The sequence below is a fragment of the Gilliamella sp. Pra-s52 genome, assembly GCF_009795805.1.
In the GTDB taxonomy this organism is placed as follows: Bacteria; Pseudomonadota; Gammaproteobacteria; order Enterobacterales; family Orbaceae; genus Gilliamella.
In genome coordinates this window covers 165,884-187,481 of sequence record NZ_WTEY01000001.1, presented here as the reverse complement: position 1 = coordinate 187,481, position 21,598 = coordinate 165,884, and the positions used below count along the sequence as shown (strand labels likewise).

Below are 21,598 nucleotides of genomic sequence, written 5' to 3'. Positions count from 1 at the left end.
TTAGTAAAAAAACGCCACAAAAGTGGCGATATATAAATGATAAAATTTATTCTAAAAAGCTACGAAGCACATCGGAACGGCTTGGATGACGTAATTTTCGTAATGCCTTAGCTTCAATCTGACGAATACGCTCACGAGTTACATCAAATTGTTTACCAACTTCTTCCAGTGTATGGTCGGTATTCATATCAATACCAAATCGCATACGTAACACTTTTGCTTCTCTTGGTGTTAATCCTGATAAAATATCACGCGTAGCACTACGTAAGCTCTCAGAAGTTGCGGCATCTAACGGTTGTTCAAGTGCAGTATCTTCAATAAAATCACCTAAATGTGAATCTTCATCATCACCAACTGGCGTTTCCATTGAAATTGGTTCTTTAGCAATTTTAAGTACCTTACGAATTTTATCTTCTGGCATTTGCATACGCTCAGACAACTCTTCTGGTGTTGGTTCACGTCCAATTTCTTGTAGCATTTGACGTGAAATACGATTTAACTTATTAATTGTTTCAATCATATGTACCGGAATACGAATTGTTCTAGCTTGGTCAGCAATTGAACGCGTAATAGCTTGCCTAATCCACCAAGTTGCATAAGTTGAGAATTTATAACCACGACGATACTCAAACTTATCAACAGCTTTCATCAAACCGATATTGCCTTCTTGGATAAGATCTAAAAATTGTAATCCACGATTGGTATATTTTTTAGCAATCGAAATAACAAGTCGTAAGTTAGCCTCAACCATCTCTTTCTTGGCTCGGCGTGCTTTAGCTTCACCAATAGACATACGTCGATTGATATCTTTAATTTGCTCAATAGAAAGATTCGTTTCGGTTTCTATTTGTTGCAACAAATTAACTTGAGCTTCAATTTCATTATCAAAATCTTTCAAATTAGCCGCAAATGCATTTTTTGAAGTTAACGCTTTCTTATACCAATTCATGTTATTTTCATTACTGGTAAAATAAGTCATAAACTGTTTTTTCGGCATTTTGCATCGTTCAACACAAATTTTCATAATCGCACGTTCATGAGTTCTAACACGATCCATCATGCATCTCATGTTATTGACAAGAATATCAAACTGTTTGGCAACTAAACGAAATTGTTTAAAGATCTCTGATAGATTTTCGATCTCTTTTTGTGCTTTTTTATGAGCTCGGCCATATTTTTTAATCGCTTCAGAAGTTTTATCGTGTTGCACCTTTAATTCAGCAAATTTAGCTTTTGCAACTTCAGGATCAATAGAAACATCGTCATCGGTTGAAGAATCACTTTCTTCATCTTCACCTTCATCGTCACTATCATCAATTTCAATTTCAGGATCACTAACATCTAAATCTTCCGGCAATTCCTCAGCGACTTCTTCGGCATTAGGATCAACAAAACCAGTGATCAAATCAGATAAACGGACTTGTCCACTTTCAATTAAATTATATTGCTCTAAAAGGTAAGTAATAGCCTCAGGATATTCTGATACTGAAGTTTGAACCTGATTAATACCATCTTCAATACGTTTAGCAATATCGATTTCGCCTTCGCGAGTCAACAGTTCAACGGCACCCATTTCACGCATGTACATACGAACAGGATCGGTTGTTCTACCAATTTCTGACTCAACATTAGATAATACTAATGCCGTTGCTGCCTCAACGGCTTCTTCATCAGGGACATTATCTGAAAGTAATAACTCATCAGAATCAGGGGCTTCTTCAAGAACTTGAATCCCCATATCATTGATCATTTGGATAATATCTTCAATCTGATCTGAATCAATAATCTCTTCCGGTAAGTGATCGTTGACATCAGCATAGGTCAAGTATCCTAGCTCCTTGCCTCGGATGATAAGGAGTTTTAACTGTGATTGAGAATTTTGCTCCATAAAAGGTATCCACTTTAGTTATTTAGTCATCTATATCATATATGTAGAACACTATCTGGAATCCACATATACCCTATATATTTAGTCTTTTTTTGATAAAACAAGTATTAAGGTCGCCAATTCTTTTTTCTCTACGGTACTTAAGCCGGAGACTCTCTCTTTTGCGATCAGTTCATCTTGCCTTTGGGCCAGTATATTATCATATAACTCTTTTAAAGTATGTGAAAAAATTGAGTCTATTTCATCATCTTGATAATGACAATCCCACGTTGACAAACGATTTAGCTGTTTATAAAACGGTCTATCTATACATTCTGTTAATATTTGTGCTGTCGTTATATTAGGGTAACGTTGACATAATTCAAGTAATTCAATAAAGATCTCTATACCAGCCATTTTCACTTGACGAATCACATTAATATCAGAAACTTGCTCAGCAAGATTAGGATATTGAAGTAATAAACCAATTAAAACACGCATCGTAGTTAATTTAATTTGTGATACAGGCGCTTTTTCATTTACTTTCTGTTCACCTTTAGCTCGATTTTCATGCATTAATTGTTCTAGTTGAGACACATCAAGTAAGCCTAAATAATTTCCAAGTTGTTGTAACAAATTTAATCTAAAAACTTTTGCATTAATTTGATCAAGTAATGGTAAAGCTAAAGAGCTCAATTTAGCTTTTCCTTCAGCCGTTTTTAAGTCAACCTGTTTCAAAATTTCATCAAATAAGAATTTTGATAAATTTGATGCTTCGCTTAAATAATCTTCAAAACCATCTTTACCAATTTTACGAACAAGACTATCTGGATCTTCATCTTGTGGCAAAAATGCAAAAGCAATTTTCTTACCGTCTATCAAACAAGGTAATAAAACATTAAGTGCTCGCCAAGCGGCACTTCGCCCAGCATTATCGCCGTCATAACAAAATATTACTGAATCTGTTGCTCTAAATAATAATTTAATATGCTCTTCAGATGTTGCCGTACCTAAAGCTGCAACGGCATAATCAATACCATATTGAGCAAGTGAAACCACATCCATATAGCCTTCAACAACTATCAATTGCTGAGGATTACGATTAATTTCTTGTGCTTCATAAAGACCATACAACTGAAATCCTTTATGAAAAATCGGTGTTTCAGGAGAATTAATATATTTAGCTGAATCATTAATAATAGTTCGCCCACCAAATGCAATCACATTGCCTTGCCTATCACGAATAGGAAACATAATCCGTCCCCGAAAGCGATCATATCGATTACCATTATCACTAGTAACCAACATGCCGGCACGTTCATAAAGCACTGTTTCAGTATGGCTTTTAACCACATTTTGTGATGTCATTCGCCACTCATTAGGTGCAAAACCAATCTTATATCTGGTAATAATTTCAGAATTCAACCCTCGCTGTTCAAGATATTTACGAGCTTGGGTTGAAGTAGGTAGAGATAATTGTTGTTGGTAAAAATTAGTTATTTTAGCCATTAATGTATATAAATCACGACGGAAATTTCGAGATTCAATCTGTTTAGATTGATCGATTTGATTATTCTCCGCGTCTATATAAGGGACTCTAATCCCCTGCATACTAGCTAATTCTTCAATTGCTTCAGGAAAAGATAAATGCTCGTATTGCATCAAAAAATTCACTACCGAACCAGATGCACCACAACCAAAGCAATAATAAATTTGTTTTTTTTCACTTAATGAAAAAGAAGCGGTTTTTTCATCATGAAAAGGGCAACAACCAAAATAATTATTCCCCTTTTTTTTCATTTTTACACGTTTACCGATCACATCAAGAATATTTGTGCGAGCTATCAAATCTAAAGTAAAATCGCGAGGAATATGGCCTTTCATGATAAATTCTAACCAATTTTGGTGTTATAAAAATAAAACAAGCCGTATCAAAAATACGGCTTGTTAGAATTCTTTATATTAAAAAAATAATAAATTGATTTTTAATATCAATTTTAGTTTTTAGTATAAATAATATCCAAAATATTAGTATAGACGAGTACGACGAGCGTTTTCTCTTTCTAATTTTTTAGCATGACGTTTAACTGCAGCTGCTTTTGCGCGTTTACGAACAGTTGTTGGTTTTTCGTAAAATTCACGGTTACGAACTTCAGCTAAAACTCCTGCTTTTTCGCAAGAACGTTTAAAACGACGTAACGCTACATCGAAAGGTTCATTTTCACGTACTTTAATTACTGGCATGTGCCTCTCACCTCAAATTTGTTTAATATCACAAGGGACTAAAATTAGTGCGCAATTTTACCTCTAATCAATATATCTTGTAAAGTAAAAAATAGAATTATTGTAAGAAAGCAAATTAATTTGCTAATCGACATATAGCATCAGATAATACATAAAACCTATAAAAATAATCAGGAGTCTTTCATGCCATCATTAATAACTGGACTATATCCCAATCGTCGTTTACGCCGTAATCGTACTCATGAATTTAGCCGACGTATGGTTGCAGAGCACAGCTTAACAGTTAACGATCTAATTTATCCAGTTTTTATTGTTGAAGGAAATAATATTACAGAACCTGTAACTTCAATGCCAAACGTTAATAGAATAAGTATTGATATACTATTAAAAGAAGCAGAACAAGTAGCTAAATTAGGAATTCCTGTTCTTTCATTATTTCCAGCGATAGAATCGACAAAAAAAACACCACTTGCACAAGAAGCGTATAACAAAAATGGCTTGGTACCAAAAGCGATTCGCGCACTAAAAAAAGAATTTCCAGAGCTGGGAATACTAACTGATGTTGCACTAGACCCTTATACCACACATGGACAAGACGGCATTATTGACGAACAAGGCTATGTACAAAATGACACATCTGTTGAAACGTTAGTTAAACAGGCATTAATGCAAGCGGAAGCAGGCGTAGACATTATTGCGCCAAGCGATATGATGGATGGACGCATTGGTGCAATACGTAATGAGCTAGAAAAACAAGGATTTGCTAATACTCAAATCATGGCTTATTCGGCCAAGTATGCATCTTGTTTTTATGGCCCATTCCGTGACGCCGTTGGTTCAGCCCCAAATATAAAAGGTGGAAACAAAAAAACCTACCAGCTCGACCCTGCAAATAGTAATGAAGCATTACAAGAAATCTATCAAGATTTAAGCGAAGGAGCAGATATGGTCATGGTTAAGCCCGGCATGCCTTATCTTGATATTGTGCAAAAAGTCAAGGAAACCTTTGCCGTCCCTACTTTTGCTTATCAAGTTTCTGGTGAATACGCCATGTTAACAGCGGTAATCCAAAATGGATGGTTAGATGAAAAATCAGCTATTATGGAGTCTTTACTCTGTTTTAAACGTGCAGGCGCCGATGGTGTTTTAACTTATTTTGCCAAACAAGTCGCTGAATGGCTACATCAGCAATAACAACAGTATTTATTAAAATAACAAGGATCTTTTTTTAAAGATTTTACCTAAACAAACAGCCCCCTACTCTAAGAGGGGGGGTTAATTTCTATACAAACTATTTTTAACATTAGCAATCTTATTTTCTCATTAATTATTCCCAAAATAAAAATAACAACAAATTAACATAATGCTAAAAATACGTTTTAAGTAAAATAGGTAAAAAGTTCTAGGCAGCTATATGTTTATGTAACGAATTGATAATATTTACAAGAATAAGCAATAAGGAAATAAGAAATGATTTATGAACTCGTACCAAACGAATTACATGACGAATTTAAAGCTTTTCATCATGAACTAAAAAAAATAACATCGCAACATGCTGAATCTTGTCCATTTTGCAAAAAAACAGAATTTTATATCATTCGTTCAAAACCGACTAAAACATATCGTTGCAAAGGCTGTCATAAATATTTTACTGTTTCAACTAATACACCATTTAATCGTCTAGCTCCATTTAGTTGGTTAGAAATGATATTTACTAGTCGTATAAAAAATATTAGTTATCCCAATATTGCTAAAAATCTTCAAATCTCATTCGAAAAAGTAATGCGCCGAGAACGAGCTATAATTAATTATCTTCAAACTTATTATCCATCATTGCATAAGTGGTATACACAACAAAAACAAGCTATATTAATTCCAACCTTAGCAGAACAATATAAAACGATAAAAGTAAAAGTTACTACTTTAACTAAATGAACAAAATCCAACCTGCATATATTGTCACTCCAACGAAACAACTAAAGTTGGATCTAGAACTTGTTATCGTTGTAAACGCTGTAGACATAGTTTTAATATTGTAAGCAATACTCGCTTAAACCGTATTCCCAAACCTGAATTATGGTTACAATTCATCGATCTACTTGTTTGGGGTAAGAATAATTCGCAAATAGCAAAATTACTTAATTTACATAATGATACAGTACGTAAATGGCGTTCAGCTTGGTGTGACATGATGAAATATTGGCACTGTGAAGCACTTGCTATTTGGTGTCAAAATCAATAATTACTCAATTTAACGCTTTATTATTATTTTTAAAATGAGCCACTAATGGTACATTATTAACTAGTGGTTGTGAGAATAAAAAAATAGCAGAACAATCGTCCTCTCAATTACCAACAACAGTTATTAATAGTACCTTTTTCATACTGAACCAGAGCCATTACCGAATAATAAATTAATTAAACGGCAAAAAATAACGAGCATCTCATCAAATAAACTGATTAACTATAACACTAAAGGTTATGTTGCTAATTATGAGTACAATTGAGTACCAATAGTCCTAATACTTATTGATACTCAAGTAAATATGATTAATTTTCACCAAATTCATCGTATTCACGACACAAAACAATGGTATCTTCAATTAAACGCCTTGCAATGGTGCCATACTCAGGTATTTTAGGTAACTGCGTATAATGGTACCAATTTGCTTCAACGAGCTCGTTTTTATCTATTTCTATTTCGCCACTATCATAATCAGCTAAATAAGCCATCATCAGTGAATTAGGAAAAGGCCAAGGTTGTGAACCAATATAGCGGATATTTTTAATTTTGATCTTCGACTCTTCAAAAACTTCACGCTCAACGGCGGTTTCCATAGTTTCACCAATTTCCGTAAACCCTGCTAACACAGTATATAAGTTATCTTGATTATGTCTAACATGCTTGGCTAACAAAATTTTATTTTGATGCCGAATTGCCACAATAATCGATGGTGAAATTTGTGGATAATAACGCTCTTTACAGTGATCACACATACAACACCATTCCGTATTGCTGATATACATTTCATGCCCACAATATCCACAATATTTATGGGAACGGTAAAATTCAGAAAGTTGTACAGCTCGCCCAGCTAAATTAAATAATGATGAATCTGTACTATCAAGTAATGGACGAATTGAGCTCATCGCATTTTTCATATCACGACAAATCAACCAAGCAGTCTGCCCATTCCACTCGCCGATTGGTTGAGCACGTTGATTTATAAAACCGAGCTCCTTAGCACAACCAACAGGCACTTCGCCATTAGGCAACCACAACCGACCATTAGCACTAACAAACCAGTAACCTGTTTCATTGCCCGTTAAATTAAATTGTTGTTGTATATTCATTATAAACACCCAAAATAAAAAAGGAGGATTTTACCCCTCCTTTACTTACTATTATTTCTTTTTCTTTTCGTGAAGTCCCTTTTTCTCAAGTTCCCAGTAGATAATACGTTGCTGAGCAATTGTGAATAAGTTACTAACGATATAGTATAAAACCAAGCCTGATGGGAACCATAAGAAGAACAACATAAAGATCAACGGCATATAAGTCATCAATTTTTGTTGTAACGGATCGGTAACTGGTGTTGGTGACATCTTCTGAATTAAGAACATGCTTCCGCCCATCAATAATGGTAGGATATAATATGGATCTTGCGCTGATAAGTCATGAATCCAAAGTGCAAATGGCGCATGACGCAATTCAACCGTATTACCTAACATATAGAATAAAGACAAGAAAATTGGCATTTGAATAAGCAATGGCAAACAGCCACCTAATGGGTTGACTTTTTCTTGTTTATAAAGCGCCATTGTTTCCATACTTATTTTTTGACGATCATCGCCATAACGTTCTTTCAAGGCTTGTATACGAGGTTGTAATAACTTCATTTTGGCCATAGAACGATATTGAGCTCGCGTTAATGGGAACAAAATACCACGTACAATAAAAGTAATAACAATAATTGAGAAACCCCAATTACCAATAAAACTATGGATAAACTTCAATAAGTAAAATAAAGGTTGCGATAAGAACCATAACCAACCATAATCGACAATTAAATCAAGGTGATTAGCTGTTTCTTTCAATTGGTTTTGAATTTCTGGACCTAACCATAATTTTGCAGAAATAGACGTATTATTACCTGCTTGAACAATCGTTGGTTCACCTTTAAAACCAATAGTAGCTTGTGAATTTTTAGCGGTTGAACGTGTATAAAACAAGTTATTTTTATCCTGATCTGGCACCCAAGCCGATGCAAAATAGTGCTGCAACATTGCAATCCAACCTGTTTGAGTTTCAACACTTAAAGCTTTATCTTTAACATCATCAAAGCTATATTTACTATAATTAGTACTAGAACTAGAGTAAGCAGTACCACGGAATGCACTTTGACCTAAACCACTACCGCCTTCAGTTGGGATATCATCAGGTAATTTAATGGTTTGTTTTAATTGACCGTACATAGCCACTTCAACTGGAGCACCACTTTGGTTATTAATGTCATATTGAACATCGACAGCATAATTACCACGATGCAACACATAATATTTAGTATAAGTAACGTCATTAACTTGATAAGTTAATGGTACTCGCAGCTCATTTTGACCATCAGCTAAAACATATTCTGTTTGTGTTGTTTGATAGACAGGGCGTTTTGAGCCTTGTGTCGCATTATCAGGACCGTCTTTACCTGTTAAACCACTTTCCGCAATATAAATAAAATCAGGGCGAGATGTTAACAATTGAAAAGGCGTACCTGAGTGAAGTGTTTGCTCATATTTTAATAATTGAGCAGCTTGCACATCACCGCCATAAGTATTAATAGTGAGTGACAATACGTCAGATTTCACGGTAATTGTTTTACCCTGTGCAAAACCATCGATAGAATCATCATCGCCGACTGATTGTGTCAACTGATTAGCGACAGGTGGTTTTGGTGCATGGTCTTCTTCCCATGCTTTCCAAATAAAAAAAGATATAAAAAGTAAAACAATGACTAAAATATTACGTTGCGATCCCATTAGTGTTTTTCTCTATTGGTTTTAGTTTTGGGAGGAACAAAATCTTCTCCTCCTTCATGTAAAGGGTGACATTTTAATACACGTTTCGCCGTTAGCCAACCACCTTTTATTAATCCGAAGCGTCTTAATGCAATTATTGCATATTGTGAACATGTCGGTGTAAAGCGGCATTTAGGACCTAATAAAGGGCTAATAAAACGTTGATATATACGAATAAAAAATATAAAAATATTAACTATCATATCCTTACATGCACAAACATGCAATTTGATAATCAATATAAATTTATTTAATCCTTTTGCTTGGCGATGATTCGTTGGCATAATTGATTAAGTATTTCAACAATTTGCTGATTATCTAAATCGATAACAGACTGTTTAGCCATCAAAATAAAATCAATATTAGGAAATTGATGCTGATGATGTCGGAAGTACTCTTTAGCCAGTCGCTTGATACGATTGCGCTCGTGAGCACGTTTTACCTGTTTTTTAGCGATAGCAAACCCTAATCGAGGATGATCTAAGGTGTTTTTTCGTGTAACTAAGGTAAGAAAAGGCGAACCTGCTCGAACAGACTCTTGAAAGACATAATTAAAATCAAAGGGAGTTAACAAGCGCAACTCCCGAGGAAAAGTGAGCTTAATCACCCAACTTTAAATCAGCTAGCAACAGTTAAACGAACACGGCCTTTAGCACGACGGCGAGCAAGAACTTGACGACCATTTTTAGTTGCCATACGAGCACGGAAACCGTGAGTTCTATTGCGTTTTAATACTGATGGTTGAAATGTACGTTTCATGACGATTTATATCCAAATCTAATTTATCAACAAGGCGTAGAGTAAAAACTCCACAGCATTAATTAAAGAGGTCGGAATTATAGTGCCAATTTTATTTTTCGTCAATGAGATTTTTACAGATAAATCCCATTAATATCTAATTACTATACGATAAAATAAAATAGAGCAAATAACTTATAACATAATAATTTATAACATAAAACCTAATTAACTAATTCCAAAAAGTAAGCACTTGTTTACTTTTCTCGCCACCGATTTCACGTGCTAATTTAGGCACTAAATAGCCTGATACTTTCTCGGCAAGTTGTTTCATAATAACTTTAGCGGACTTATCATCAACCCAAAAATGAGCAGCGCCTTGTACTTTATCTAATAAATGAATGTAATAAGGTAAAATACCAACATCAAAAAGCCGATCACTTAACATTGCCAACACATCAGCATTATCATTCACATTTTTTAACAAAACACTTTGATTAAGTACCGTCACGCTTTGCTGTTTTAATGACGAAACGGCCTGAGCAACATCATCATCAATTTCGTTTGGATGATTAATGTGAGTAATCACTACACATTGCAACCGACTTTTAGCAAACAACTGACATAACTCAGGCGTAATACGCGACGGAATCACCACCGCTAAACGCGTATGAATACGCAACCGTTTAACGTGAGGAATTTTTTCTAATTCACTGATCAAAAACGCCATTTCATGATCTTTAGCCATTAACGGATCACCCCCTGAAAGGATAATCTCATTAAGTTCAGGATGGTTAGCAATATATTCAAGTGCTACAGCAAGATTCTGCTTACTACCTTGATTATCATGATAAGGAAAATGCCGTCGAAAACAATAACGACAATTAATTGCACAACCCGTCTTTGTGATTAATAACGCACGGTTACAATATTTATGCAACAACCCTGGAATGGCATTATCCTGTTCTTGCAAAGGATCATGGCTATAGCCATCCACATTTAGCATCTCGTTTTCATGACAAAGTACCTGCAACAAAAGCGGATCATTCTTATCCCCCTTTTTCATTCGACGAATAAACGCCATCGGCACACGAAGTGGAAACTGCTTTCTTGCCTGCAACATCGGGCTCGAAATTGTGTCAGCATTCAATCCTAAATAAGAATATAAAACATTAATATCTGTCACAACAGTGGCAAGATCAACAATCCATTTATCTTTATTATTGGGTAGTTCAATTTTTTGCTGTATAATATGGCTCATTTTTTGTAATTCAGAGTTTTAGTTGGAGCTTTTATGGCATCTTATAGTACAAATGAGTTTAAAGCCGGTCTTAAAATAATGCAAGATGGTGAACCATGCGTTATTGTTGAAAATGAATTTTACAAACCGGGCAAAGGACAATCTATTAACCGAGTAAAAATTAAAAAATTACTTTCGGGCAAAACTGTCGACAAAACATTCAAATCGGGCGAATCAGTTGAAGCTGCTGACGTGGTTGACATGAATTTAACGTACCTTTACACCGACGGTGAATTTTGGCACTTTATGAATAACGACACATTTGAGCAACTTTCGGCTGACGCAAAAGCCGTTGGTGACAATGCAAAATGGCTAGTTGATCAAGCTGAATGTATTTTAACATTATGGAATGGCCAACCGATTGCGGTCACACCACCCAATTTTGTTGAGCTTGAAGTGATCGAGACCGATCCTGGTTTAAAAGGCGACACAGCGGGAACTGGCGGCAAACCTGCGACATTATCAACAGGTGCCGTTGTGCGTGTGCCGTTATTTGTACAAATCGGTGAAGTGCTTAAAGTGGATACGCGTTCAGGTGAATACGTATCACGCGTTAAATAAATAGCGCACAGCGCAAGTTAATATCTATCGAAAAAAGCGAGGTTAAAAACCTCGCTTTTTTATTAGTAACGTAATAAAAAGGTATAATAGGTTGCATTTAACCGCAACAACACCGTTCTAAGAAAAAGCTCTAATTTGTGCGGTGGCTTAATTCTTGTCTATCTTATCCTCTCTTAGCACCATAACAGCCCCTCCTTAAGGATTAAGAACTAACTTAAAAGGTTAAGGCGAAGTACAAAGACCATATCGACTAATGTTTGAATCGTCCCCAAGCACGTCACCATCGTCCGAGTCGACACCAAACTGAAGATTGCCGACTGCCTCACTCGTCCAGTAGTTTCTATCGGTAAAGTCAGCATTGGCGTAATGAAGCATATCTCCCCACTCGGTGAAAAAACCAGCCCCAATTCGACGTTGGTAATGATCACCCGATGACGATGGTATAGCACCAACAGAACCTTGACACCAGCTTCCTGACCACTTACCAGAACAAACCGCATTAGTTAAATCCCTTACCTGTGGAAACCGATAACCTAAACCACTACACCAAGAGGATTGGTTAGAAGCATCAGCTAATCGAGTTCCACGATTGACGAACCACTGCTTTAACTCAAATCCATACTTGACGACCCTACCTTTACTATCTATACCTACTAACTCAAATATCTGAGGTAAAATTGGTTTGCTAAGTCGACTTGGGGAATCTGAGCCTATTTGGCTACTACTTGCCCTAGGACCACTTAATGTCACCCGTGTCACAACTTTTCCCCTATCAATATTAGGAATCCATCTATCACTGGGTGTCATAGTTGTCACAGTAGCAGTTATTCCCCCATGAGTAACTGAAGACCACGTCAACAGACTGGCATCTATACCACCAATAAGTAAATCAAAATACAATCCATCTGCCCCCGTAGTAGGGAAATTTCGGTCATAAGATGATGAACTCACTGACTGAACTAAAAACCCCTTAGTTGGGCTCCAGATATTAAATGGACCTGCGTAATCACCTGTACCATAAGTTAGATTTGGTCTCACGTGACACACTTTAAGTGGTAAATTGGGATTGATATAATAATTCACCTTTCCTTCGCTGAAAGTACTACTCTTTGGTACACCATACTTTGTCGTTAAACTTCCCTCTGTACTACTTAATGTTACCTTATAAGGCGCATTACATATATCTAATGCATCACCGCGATTAACGGCATTACCCTCTTTATCGGTAAACGTTACCGATATACTCCCCGTTACTGTAACACCATTTATCCCCTGTCCGTCACCATCATCATCCCCCCAATTGCTTGGTATAATTAAATCATTTAAATTGATTGAATTTTTTGATGGTGGTACCACCATGCCGATATCACCTAAAGTATTCCTGATATTAGGTAACTTTATTGGATTTACACCACTTGAAGTGTTGGTTGATGGGGTAAGTTTTGTGCCATCCGGCAATGTGATAAACAATAGTTCGTCAACATTGGTTGCCTTGGTTAGGCCACCATCAAACGTTAAATATGGCGCACTGCCATGTATAACCTGTGAAGTCTGAGCCGACAATGCTTGCGCTCCTTGCGTATACGGCAATAACAACAATGACGCAAAGACCAACGCAGATTTAGATAATAATGGTGGTTTAGATAACAATTTAGATATCGGCGATAATGTTGCCGATAACGGCGTCGATTTCGCTACGCGAAATGACCTCGATGACAAAAATAACTGTGGTGCCTGTTTTTGGCCACCGTACGAATCAATAAGATTTAGGGCATAGGTTTGGCATGCCAGATGCCAGATGCCAGATGCCAGCCATGGTAGTGCATTTTTATTTTCCTGTCAAGTAATTCATTGTTTTATTTATGTTTTTTGTTTTTTATGCTCGTTTTATGAGCTTTTTTATAATAGACATAAAGCATAACTTGTTAAAAATTAAATGGCTAGTTTTTTTTAAAAGAATTATAAAGTTTTGTTAATTCTAAGAGTATTATTTAGAGAATTAACCTTTTAGGAAACTTTTAATAGCTATTTTTGGTAAAAATGTAAAACAAAAAAATAAATAAAATCAATTACTTTTCTGACTGGTTTTTGTCAGAAATCATGCCCTTTTTATTTCAATGGATAGGATAGATTAGGTGCAGTGGTTTTAGATATTTTATCTTTGGATTAACAAAATAACTACAGTAACCAAGTCCTAGTCAAGAAATTAAAGCAAACTCCCTGATAATCCACGCTTTAAGTGTTTTTTGTAAGTTGCTTTTTTATTAAAAAGCAACGCAATTATCACCCCAAAAAATGGTCAGAAAAGCCATTGATTTTATTGAAGTTTTTATTTACTGTTTTTTTACAAAAATCAGCCTAATCTTCAAGCATAGACACTATTTTGCACCTAAGTAATTTAATTGGCGCCATGATTCGTATACCACAACGGCTACTGAATTTGACAAATTCATACTACGACTGGTTGCTAACATGGGAATGCGTATTTTTTTGTTTTGGGGTAATACATCAAGTATGCTTGCTGGTAAACCCCGGGTTTCTGGGCCAAATATTAAAAAATCATTGTGTTTATAATTGACTTCGCTATGTGATTTTTGCCCTTTGGTGGTTAAGGCATAAAGTTGTGTTTGCAAGTCAATTTGGTTTTGTTCCATAAAGTGGTCAAAATTTTTGTAACGTTTTACATCCACAAATTCTTGATAATCTAGCCCTGCCCGTCTTAACTTTTTATCATCCCAAAAAAAGCCCATAGGTTCAATAATATGTAAATTAAAGCCAGTATTCGCACAAAGACGAATAATATTACCTGTGTTAGCTGGAATTTCAGGTTCAAATAAAACGATGTTTAGGGCAACTGTTGACACAACTATTCTCTTCGATGGTTAATATTTATAAATTGGTAATATTATCACAACTCTAAGCCCACCTAGGTGACTTTTTTCAGCTTTTACGGTGCCGTGATCGCGTATGATAGCATTAGCAACAATAGCAAGTCCAAGCCCTGTGCCACCTGATTCACGATCGCGAGCCTCGCTTGTACGGTAAAACGGCCTGAAGATCTGTTCAAGCTCACTTTCTGCAACACCTGGGCCATCGTCATCGATGGTAATGGTAATTTTTTGTTGTTGTGTAATAAAATCAACAGTCACTTTTTTGTTTGAATAACGAAACGCATTACGAATAACGTTTTCGAGCGCACTACATAACGCGACAGGATAGCATAATATGGTTTGATTAGTCGGCGGGTTGATGACGGTAAATATTTTGCCGATCTGTTCTGCTTCGAAAGTGGCGTTATCCAGTACTTGTTTGAATAATTTGTTAGTTTTTTTCGATTCTCTAACTTCGTTAGAGTCATGTTGTTGTCTTGCCAATGATAGTAAATCACCAATCATGGAATCAAGTTTTAGTGCTTCGTTATTGATTCGTATCACTTCACTACTTTCGCCTTGTTTACGACGTAATAACGAAGTAGCAAGCTGTAAACGAGTTAGCGGTGTGCGTAATTCATGAGAAATGTCAGAAAACAATCGCTGTTGCACATCTTGCATTCGTTTTAGTTCCCTTAACATATGGTTAAAACTAGCACCAGTTGCTTTGTATTCAGATGATCCGATTTGTTCAAGTTCAGGCATTTCTTGTAAATTCCCTTTTGCTACTTGATCTGCCGCTTGCTTTAGTCGTCGCGCTGGTTTAGCAATACTCCAAGATAACCAGAGTAAAAAAGGTGAACTTGCAAGCATTGTCAATGCCAATAATAAGAATGGGTGATCAAAGATGAAATTGACAAATTGCGATTGCGTATCGGTTGCTTGTTGCAAAATATACAGTTGATATTCAGCATTGGAATAATGGAGCAAAAAGGGGCCTATAATTTCTTGAGAATCATAGATTTTCCTTGCTGGATCAGCAACATTATGCGATTTTTCACTAAAATTTTTGATTAAATCAATATTTTTAGTTTCAGCTGTAATTATCTGTTCATTCGGTGTAACAACAAATAAAGACTGCCCCGGCTTTTGATGGCTATCCATTACAACAATAAAACGCATCCACCATCGAAAGCTATCTTTTGGTATTTTTATAAGATCTTTTTCAATCTGGTTAGCTAATAAGTTACCTGTTTCCTTGTCTTTATTGGCTAAATAAGTCAGATTTCGAGAATCAAGACTCGGTAACACTATAATTAACATAAGAAAAAAAGCTATAGTCAGTGAAAATATAGTGAAAATTCTGATTGTTAATCGATCGAAAAGCCACATTTTATCTGACCTTCATGTTAATGATTTTCTTAGCTTTATAATAAATCGTCATTTTTATCAATGACAAACAAATAACCTTTAGAACGTAATGTTTTAATCCAAGGCAAACCATCACTTCTAGGCGGAAGCTTTTTCCGTAGATTAGAAACATGCACATCAATTGAGCGAGCAATTGGAATAAACTCTTTGCCTAAAACTGTTTCACTTAATGTATCTCGTGAAATTATTTTTCCTGCGTTTTCAAGCAATTTAAGCAATACCTGAAATTCCATACCTGTTACTTCAATATGCTTGTTATCAAAATAAACCGATTGCTGGTTTGGATTTACACTGAGTTTATCAATAGTATATTCACTTGGCTTATTGGAATCATCTTCAACAAGATTATCCCATCGGGTTCTACGTAAAAGCGCATTGATTCGAGCGATAAGCTCTCTATCATTAAACGGTTTTAAGATGTAATCATCTGCACCAAGTTCAAGTCCAATAACTTTATCATATTCATTATCTTTAGCTGTTAAAAAAATCACTGGAACAGTAAATTTACTTCTCAGTTGAGATAACACTTTGAATCCATTCATTTCTGGCATCATAATATCAAGTAAAATAAGATCGATTGTACTATCAAACTTTTCTAAAGCTTGTATACCGTTATTCGCAACTTCAACTCGATACCCTTCTAATTCAAGTAATTCACGTAATAATACAGCAATTTCTGGATCATCATCAACTACAAGTAATTTGCTACCCATTACATTCCTCTTTTATATAATCCATTTTTGATACTTTATTTATTAGAAATAACTACATAATTTATATTCAAAAATCCATTATATGTAAAAAATAACAAGAATATAGTAAATTTTTGTTAAGTTTTATGTTCGAAATATTTTTACGTTTTTAAAACCTTGATCAATTAGATAAAGTGCTTGTAATTTACTCATCACACCTCGTTCACAATATAACAAATATTGCTTTGATTGTTCCAAATCCCCAAATTGGGTTGCTAACTTATAAAATGGAATGTGTTTGATTTCAATATCGTTCAGTATTAATGGGTTATCCTCTTGCTCTTCAGGTGATCGAATGTCGATAACAACATGATCTGAATTAAGCATAGTTACTGTTTCAACCGATGTAATTGTTGTGTCAGTTTGTTTTTTTATTTCACGAATATCAATATTTTCAGCATTTTCAACCGCTCTATCTAAAATTGTAAAATCAAAATTCAATTCTTCAGCTTCAATTTTTTCTTTTACGGCTTTAACTGTTGGTTTTTTAGATATAACACCACAAAATTCAGGCATTGTTTTTGCGATATCCTCTGTGCCAATTTGACGAGCAAGATTAATGATTGTTTCTTTATCGTGCGTGATAAGTGGGCGCAAAATTAATGTGTCACTGACATTATCAATTAATCGTAGATTAGTAAGCGTCTGACTTGATACTTGCCCCAACGCCTCGCCAGTGACAAGCGCTTCAACATTATAGCGTTGAGCAATCTTCGATGCAGCACGAATCATCATTCGTTTTAGAATAACCCCCATTTGCCCATCATCAACCTTTTCAAGAATTTCACCAACAACATCAGAAAAGTCAATAGCAATAAAACGAACTTTATGTGAACTTCCAAATCGCTCCCATAAATAATGTGCCATTTGCTTAACCCCGATTTCATGAGTTTTGCCACCTAGATTAAAAAAGCAATAGTGCACTCGACTGCCGCGACGCATTAGCATGTAACTCGATACGCCAGAATCAAAACCACCTGATATGAGCGATAATACGTCTTCTTGTGTACCAGTCGGGAAACCGCCTATCCCTGTATGTCGACCTTTGACAAGCAGTAATTTGTCTTTGTCAATTTCAAGATTGACTGTGATATCAGGGCGAGTTAATTGAACTTTAGCAGATGCAACGTGTTGATTTAGCCCACCGCCAACATAACGTTCGACATCAATTGATGTAAATTCATGTTTTCCACGGCGTTTGACTCGTACACAAAAGGTTTTATTTTCAATTAGTGGGGCATAATAGTCTAATGCCTTTTCGAAAATGTCATGAACGTCAATAAAAGTAAGTTCATCAACTGCTAGAATATGATGAATGCCCGGGATGCGTGTTAATAACCCAAGTATCTGAGCTTCACTATTTTCAATTTTTGGTCGAACTTCAATAAAATCCCAATGACGAATCACTGCGACATCTTCAATGTGATGTTTTAAAATATTGCGAATATTGCTCGTTAATATTTTAATAAATCGTAAACGAACAGAATCACTTTTAATGGTAATTTCGGGAAAAAGCTTAACAATAAATTTCATAAAATCAATGTAAAAGGTAATAAAATGCGGTCATTATACTGGTTTTCCCCAAAAAACGCACAATTGATTATGAAATAATATAGAAATTATAAAATTAAAAAAGTATCAATTAATTTATTTTTTGAAATAAAGTGAACGTGTAAAACAGTAATACATAATATAAAAAAGATATTTTCCTTATATATAAGTGGCGTATTTTTAGTTATTTAAAAGCATAAATGCTCAAAATATATCAACTATATTTTAAATTTTACTTGCTTGTTGGCCTGTCTTTCGCTAATATTCCGCATCAATAAATTCTGTTGTATAACATATTAAAATTGACAGGTTAAAATGTACGAATTTTTAATTATAAGTTATTTGATTATTGCAATTGTCATCGTTGGTTTAGTGCTAATACAACGTGGCAAAGGGTCGGATATGGGTTCGTCTTTTGGAGCAGGTGCATCTGCAACTTTATTTGGCTCTTCAGGAAGTGGTAATTTTTTAACCCGTGCAACAACTTTACTAGGTGTTTTGTTTTTTGTGATAAGCGTTTTACTGTCGAATTTAGGTAGTAAATCTCATGTTACGTCAACAGGCAATTTTGATATCATTGATGATAGTGTACCTGCAACAACGCAATTAAATGAACACAATACAGATCCGGTAACAATACCGGTTACTCAACCAGTACAACAAAACTCAACTTCAGATATTCCAGAATAATAAAGACGGCGCCGTGGTGGTGAAATTGGTAGACACGCTATCTTGAGGGGGTAGTGCTCTAAGAGCATGCGGGTTCAAGTCCCGCCCACGGCACCAAATCAATAAACAGTAACATTCTTTTAAACCCAACAAAGCACACCAAATCCAGTAATAACAAGCCTCAAAGTCTATTTTATTGCCCATTAAGTATCAGTAAGGTACATTTACAACCAAAAATAATGGGGGTATATTTGGGGGTATAATAAAATACCCTATTATTGCGTACCCCCAAAGGTGAAAAATGGCTGTAAAAACGACTCCCTTAACTGACACACAAATAAAAGCATTAAAAGCCACTAGTAAGGATAAAAAGTATTTTGATGGTGGAGGTCTTTTTTTGTTAGTTAAATCGACAGGGGTTAAATTATGACGATTTAAATATAAAAAGCCAATATCACATAAAGAGACATTATTATCTTTCGGTAAATACCCAGAAACATCGCTACAACAAGCGCGAAAACAACGAGATGAAGCGCGCGAATTAATAAAGCAAGGGATAGATCCACAACATCACAAAGCGGAACAAGAACAACGTAAGCAAGAAGCTTGTAATAATACCTTTTACGCTATAGCTGAGAAATGGTTCAAATTTCAAAACAGAACAAGGTTTAGAAGAACAAACACTCAAAAAGGCTTGGCGTTCATTAGAAAACCATGTTTTCCCTTATATAAAAGATATTCCAATAAACCAAGTAACAGCTATCAAAGCAATTAACGCATTACAGCCATTAAATAACAATAATAAATACGAAACAGTAAAAAGAGTTTGTCGGCGAATTAATGAAATAATGTGTTATGCTGTCAATATGGGAATTATCGATAATAACCCTCTAGCCAAAATCACCGACGTATTTAATAGCCCGAAAGTAAAAAATCAGCCAACTATTCCCCCTACTGAGTTACCGCAGTTCATGCAAGCTTTAGCTATGGCAAAGATTGAATTGCAAACCAGATGCGTGATTGAATGGCAGTTATTAACATTAACGCGACCAAGTGAAGCCGTAGGGGCTAAGTGGGAAGAAATTAATCTAGATAAAAAATTATGGAGTATTCCTGCCGAACGCATGAAAATGGATAGACCACACAATATACCTTTATCACCGCAGGCAATAAAAATACTTGAGATAATGAAATCTATTAATCATACAAGTGAGTTTGTTTTCCCAACAGCAAGACCACCTTATAACAAGCCAATGAGTAGCCAAACCGCTAACATGGCAATAAAGCGCATGGGATGCAAAGATAAGTTAGTTGCGCATGGATTAAGAGCTTTAGCTAGTACCGCTTTAAACGAACAAGGCTTTAATTATGATGTCATTGAAAGCGCGTTATCGCATGTAGATAAAAACGCAGTAAGGCGAGCCTACAACAAAGCAGAATATGAACATCAAAAGCGTATTATGCTTGACTGGTGGGGTGACTTTGTTGAGCAAGCAAGCCAAGGAAATGTCTCACTATCAGGTAACCGCAATTTAAAGCTAGTTAATCATTAACCATATCACGCTATTCATACCGTGCCCCATATTTGGGTTATTCACTTCAATTCTCCATAATAACCACTCCTCATATCTGAGGGGTGCTTTTTTAAATGTCATCCTTTACTTATACTGATTATTAGGCTGTTTTTTATTCTTACCTCCCCATAATCTTAAACTTTTTATATAAAGTGTTCACTACTATTCACTAACCTAATATTAATTTATATATATCAATATATTATATACTCATTATATATATTTTTTGGTATTCACTACTGTTCACTACTATACACATTATTAAAATAATCTTGATCCTGTAATTAACTAATTGAAATATAAAAATATTTATATAGCGTTATTTTTTAATTAAAATAAAATAATTATTAATCATAATGTTAAGTTAGGGTGATTTTAAGGTTGATCCAGGGCTATTATTGGAGGAAAAGAATAAATGCTCTATGGTGATTTCCACCATACAGGTATTACATTTGCAATCTGCTAAAAAGTCAGCAGGTTTATTACATTGGTTCGAGTTACTCAACCATAGCTATTTGGTTACCCATTTAGTAATAGCAGTCAAAAAAATTATTTCAATTCGCGGTTTTGCATAAAAAGCAGGGTGGGCGGTTTAGAACGTATAGGGTCGTAGTTCAATAATGCCCTTTACCCCCCCAAAAATATTTATATCATGCTTATATTGAATATGTGCACAATACAGGGCTTAATAATCCATTGTCCTTGAGTGGAATTAAATTACGCCATAAAAAAAAATAGAAAGGCGTACATTAAAAAACGAACTAATATAGGGATAAAAACTAATTTAGAAATAAACCCAGATATGTGTAAAGATTGGTTACCTAAAGCCGAAGATCCTAACTAGTAGCTCAAATTGAGCCACCAAAATAAGACCACCCTAATTGGCGGTTTTTTATTGAGTGAATACCTAAAGTATATACTTGTGAATAGTAAACATTTAAGTATACACCGCTCAAACCCTTTTTGAA

18 protein-coding genes, 1 tRNA gene and 1 pseudogene are annotated in these 21,598 nt (G+C 35.2%); 6 read left to right on the top strand and 14 right to left on the bottom strand.

What is annotated here, in order from left to right:
- Positions 1 to 46: 46 nt before the first annotated feature.
- The 3 genes from rpoD to rpsU all read right to left on the bottom strand — a co-directional run bounded on the left by rpoD (position 47) and on the right by rpsU (position 4,111).
- Positions 47 to 1,888 (bottom strand): RNA polymerase sigma factor RpoD, encoded by a 1,842-nt coding sequence (rpoD, locus tag GQ594_RS00880; protein ID WP_160411060.1) that lies wholly within the window; start codon positions 1,886 to 1,888, stop codon positions 47 to 49.
- Positions 1,889 to 1,969: 81 nt separating this feature from the next.
- Positions 1,970 to 3,751, bottom strand: coding sequence for a DNA primase (gene dnaG / locus GQ594_RS00875; RefSeq protein WP_160411059.1), 1,782 nt, complete (start codon positions 3,749 to 3,751; stop codon positions 1,970 to 1,972).
- Positions 3,752 to 3,895: 144 nt separating this feature from the next.
- A complete protein-coding gene (rpsU, locus tag GQ594_RS00870) occupies positions 3,896 to 4,111 on the bottom strand; it encodes a 30S ribosomal protein S21 (protein WP_091346553.1) in 216 nt (71 codons plus the stop codon).
- A gap of 183 nt (positions 4,112 to 4,294) precedes the next feature.
- Between rpsU and hemB the strand changes: the two genes are divergently transcribed.
- Both hemB and GQ594_RS00860 read left to right on the top strand, forming a co-directional pair.
- Positions 4,295 to 5,305, top strand: a complete 1,011-nt coding sequence (gene hemB, locus GQ594_RS00865; RefSeq protein ID WP_160411058.1) for a porphobilinogen synthase — start codon at positions 4,295 to 4,297, stop codon at positions 5,303 to 5,305.
- A gap of 276 nt (positions 5,306 to 5,581) precedes the next feature.
- On the top strand, positions 5,582 to 6,046 hold the full coding sequence (locus tag GQ594_RS00860) for an IS1 family transposase (RefSeq protein WP_160411057.1): 465 nt from the start codon (positions 5,582 to 5,584) through the stop codon (positions 6,044 to 6,046).
- 615 nt (positions 6,047 to 6,661) lie between these two features.
- Here GQ594_RS00860 and nudC read toward each other — a convergent pair.
- From nudC to epmB, 6 genes are all read right to left on the bottom strand, one after another.
- Positions 6,662 to 7,465 carry an NAD(+) diphosphatase gene (gene nudC / locus GQ594_RS00850; RefSeq protein ID WP_160411056.1) on the bottom strand — a complete coding sequence of 268 codons (804 nt, stop codon included), beginning with the start codon at positions 7,463 to 7,465 and terminating at the stop codon, positions 6,662 to 6,664.
- Positions 7,466 to 7,516: 51 nt separating this feature from the next.
- Positions 7,517 to 9,145, bottom strand: a complete 1,629-nt coding sequence (gene yidC / locus GQ594_RS00845) for a membrane protein insertase YidC (protein WP_160411055.1) — start codon at positions 9,143 to 9,145, stop codon at positions 7,517 to 7,519.
- Positions 9,145 to 9,387 (bottom strand): membrane protein insertion efficiency factor YidD, encoded by a 243-nt coding sequence (gene yidD / locus GQ594_RS00840; RefSeq protein WP_160411054.1) that lies wholly within the window; start codon positions 9,385 to 9,387, stop codon positions 9,145 to 9,147. The genes yidC and yidD overlap by 1 nt, the downstream gene beginning before the upstream one ends.
- 47 nt (positions 9,388 to 9,434) lie before the next feature.
- A complete protein-coding gene (gene rnpA / locus GQ594_RS00835) occupies positions 9,435 to 9,791 on the bottom strand; it encodes a ribonuclease P protein component (RefSeq protein WP_160411053.1) in 357 nt (118 codons plus the stop codon).
- A gap of 11 nt (positions 9,792 to 9,802) precedes the next feature.
- A complete protein-coding gene (gene rpmH, locus GQ594_RS00830; RefSeq protein WP_025314679.1) occupies positions 9,803 to 9,943 on the bottom strand; it encodes a 50S ribosomal protein L34 in 141 nt (46 codons plus the stop codon).
- Positions 9,944 to 10,154: 211 nt separating this feature from the next.
- On the bottom strand, positions 10,155 to 11,183 hold the full coding sequence (gene epmB / locus GQ594_RS00825; protein ID WP_160411052.1) for an EF-P beta-lysylation protein EpmB: 1,029 nt from the start codon (positions 11,181 to 11,183) through the stop codon (positions 10,155 to 10,157).
- Positions 11,184 to 11,216: 33 nt separating this feature from the next.
- On the opposite strand from epmB, the gene efp reads away from it, so the two are divergent.
- The gene (gene efp, locus GQ594_RS00820) at positions 11,217 to 11,783 is read left to right on the top strand and encodes an elongation factor P (RefSeq protein WP_085246840.1); all 567 of its coding nucleotides are present in this window, start codon (positions 11,217 to 11,219) and stop codon (positions 11,781 to 11,783) included.
- Between the two features lie 222 nt (positions 11,784 to 12,005).
- Here the strand turns inward: efp and GQ594_RS00815 are convergent, their stop codons facing one another.
- The 5 genes from GQ594_RS00815 to thiI form a co-directional block, all read right to left on the bottom strand.
- Positions 12,006 to 13,502 (bottom strand): hypothetical protein, encoded by a 1,497-nt coding sequence (locus GQ594_RS00815; RefSeq protein ID WP_160411051.1) that lies wholly within the window; start codon positions 13,500 to 13,502, stop codon positions 12,006 to 12,008.
- A gap of 659 nt (positions 13,503 to 14,161) precedes the next feature.
- Positions 14,162 to 14,647: a tRNA (uridine(34)/cytosine(34)/5-carboxymethylaminomethyluridine(34)-2'-O)-methyltransferase TrmL gene (gene trmL / locus GQ594_RS00810; protein ID WP_160411050.1), complete on the bottom strand. Its 486-nt coding sequence runs from the start codon at positions 14,645 to 14,647 to the stop codon at positions 14,162 to 14,164.
- Between the two features lie 18 nt (positions 14,648 to 14,665).
- Entirely contained in the window at positions 14,666 to 16,045 is a 1,380-nt protein-coding gene (gene cpxA / locus GQ594_RS00805) for an envelope stress sensor histidine kinase CpxA (protein ID WP_160411049.1), read from the bottom strand.
- A 35-nt stretch (positions 16,046 to 16,080) separates the two neighbouring features.
- Positions 16,081 to 16,797, bottom strand: a complete 717-nt coding sequence (locus tag GQ594_RS00800; RefSeq protein WP_160411048.1) for a response regulator — start codon at positions 16,795 to 16,797, stop codon at positions 16,081 to 16,083.
- Positions 16,798 to 16,920: 123 nt separating this feature from the next.
- Positions 16,921 to 18,369: a tRNA uracil 4-sulfurtransferase ThiI gene (gene thiI, locus GQ594_RS00795; protein ID WP_160411047.1), complete on the bottom strand. Its 1,449-nt coding sequence runs from the start codon at positions 18,367 to 18,369 to the stop codon at positions 16,921 to 16,923.
- A 333-nt stretch (positions 18,370 to 18,702) separates the two neighbouring features.
- On the opposite strand from thiI, the gene secG reads away from it, so the two are divergent.
- From secG to GQ594_RS12375, 3 genes and pseudogenes are all read left to right on the top strand, one after another.
- Complete coding sequence (gene secG / locus GQ594_RS00790; protein WP_160411046.1) at positions 18,703 to 19,077, top strand: preprotein translocase subunit SecG; 375 nt, start codon at positions 18,703 to 18,705, stop codon at positions 19,075 to 19,077.
- Positions 19,078 to 19,087: 10 nt separating this feature from the next.
- Positions 19,088 to 19,173: transfer RNA gene (locus tag GQ594_RS00785), tRNA-Leu, on the top strand.
- Between the two features lie 184 nt (positions 19,174 to 19,357).
- Positions 19,358 to 20,609: pseudogene (locus GQ594_RS12375) on the top strand (integrase domain-containing protein).
- Positions 20,610 to 21,598: the final 989 nt, after the last annotated feature.

Coding starts and splice junctions, on each gene's coding strand:
- rpoD (WP_160411060.1), bottom strand. CDS start 1,888: ATGGAGCAAAATTCTCAATCACAGTTAAAACTCCTTATCATCCGAGGC.
- dnaG (WP_160411059.1), bottom strand. CDS start 3,751: ATGAAAGGCCATATTCCTCGCGATTTTACTTTAGATTTGATAGCTCGC.
- rpsU (WP_091346553.1), bottom strand. CDS start 4,111: ATGCCAGTAATTAAAGTACGTGAAAATGAACCTTTCGATGTAGCGTTA.
- hemB (WP_160411058.1), top strand. CDS start 4,295: ATGCCATCATTAATAACTGGACTATATCCCAATCGTCGTTTACGCCGT.
- GQ594_RS00860 (WP_160411057.1), top strand. CDS start 5,582: ATGATTTATGAACTCGTACCAAACGAATTACATGACGAATTTAAAGCT.
- nudC (WP_160411056.1), bottom strand. CDS start 7,465: ATGAATATACAACAACAATTTAATTTAACGGGCAATGAAACAGGTTAC.
- yidC (WP_160411055.1), bottom strand. CDS start 9,145: ATGGGATCGCAACGTAATATTTTAGTCATTGTTTTACTTTTTATATCT.
- yidD (WP_160411054.1), bottom strand. CDS start 9,387: ATGATAGTTAATATTTTTATATTTTTTATTCGTATATATCAACGTTTT.
- rpmH (WP_025314679.1), bottom strand. CDS start 9,943: ATGAAACGTACATTTCAACCATCAGTATTAAAACGCAATAGAACTCAC.
- epmB (WP_160411052.1), bottom strand. CDS start 11,183: ATGAGCCATATTATACAGCAAAAAATTGAACTACCCAATAATAAAGAT.
- efp (WP_085246840.1), top strand. CDS start 11,217: ATGGCATCTTATAGTACAAATGAGTTTAAAGCCGGTCTTAAAATAATG.
- cpxA (WP_160411049.1), bottom strand. CDS start 16,045: ATGTGGCTTTTCGATCGATTAACAATCAGAATTTTCACTATATTTTCA.
- GQ594_RS00800 (WP_160411048.1), bottom strand. CDS start 16,797: ATGGGTAGCAAATTACTTGTAGTTGATGATGATCCAGAAATTGCTGTA.
- thiI (WP_160411047.1), bottom strand. CDS start 18,369: ATGAAATTTATTGTTAAGCTTTTTCCCGAAATTACCATTAAAAGTGAT.
- secG (WP_160411046.1), top strand. CDS start 18,703: ATGTACGAATTTTTAATTATAAGTTATTTGATTATTGCAATTGTCATC.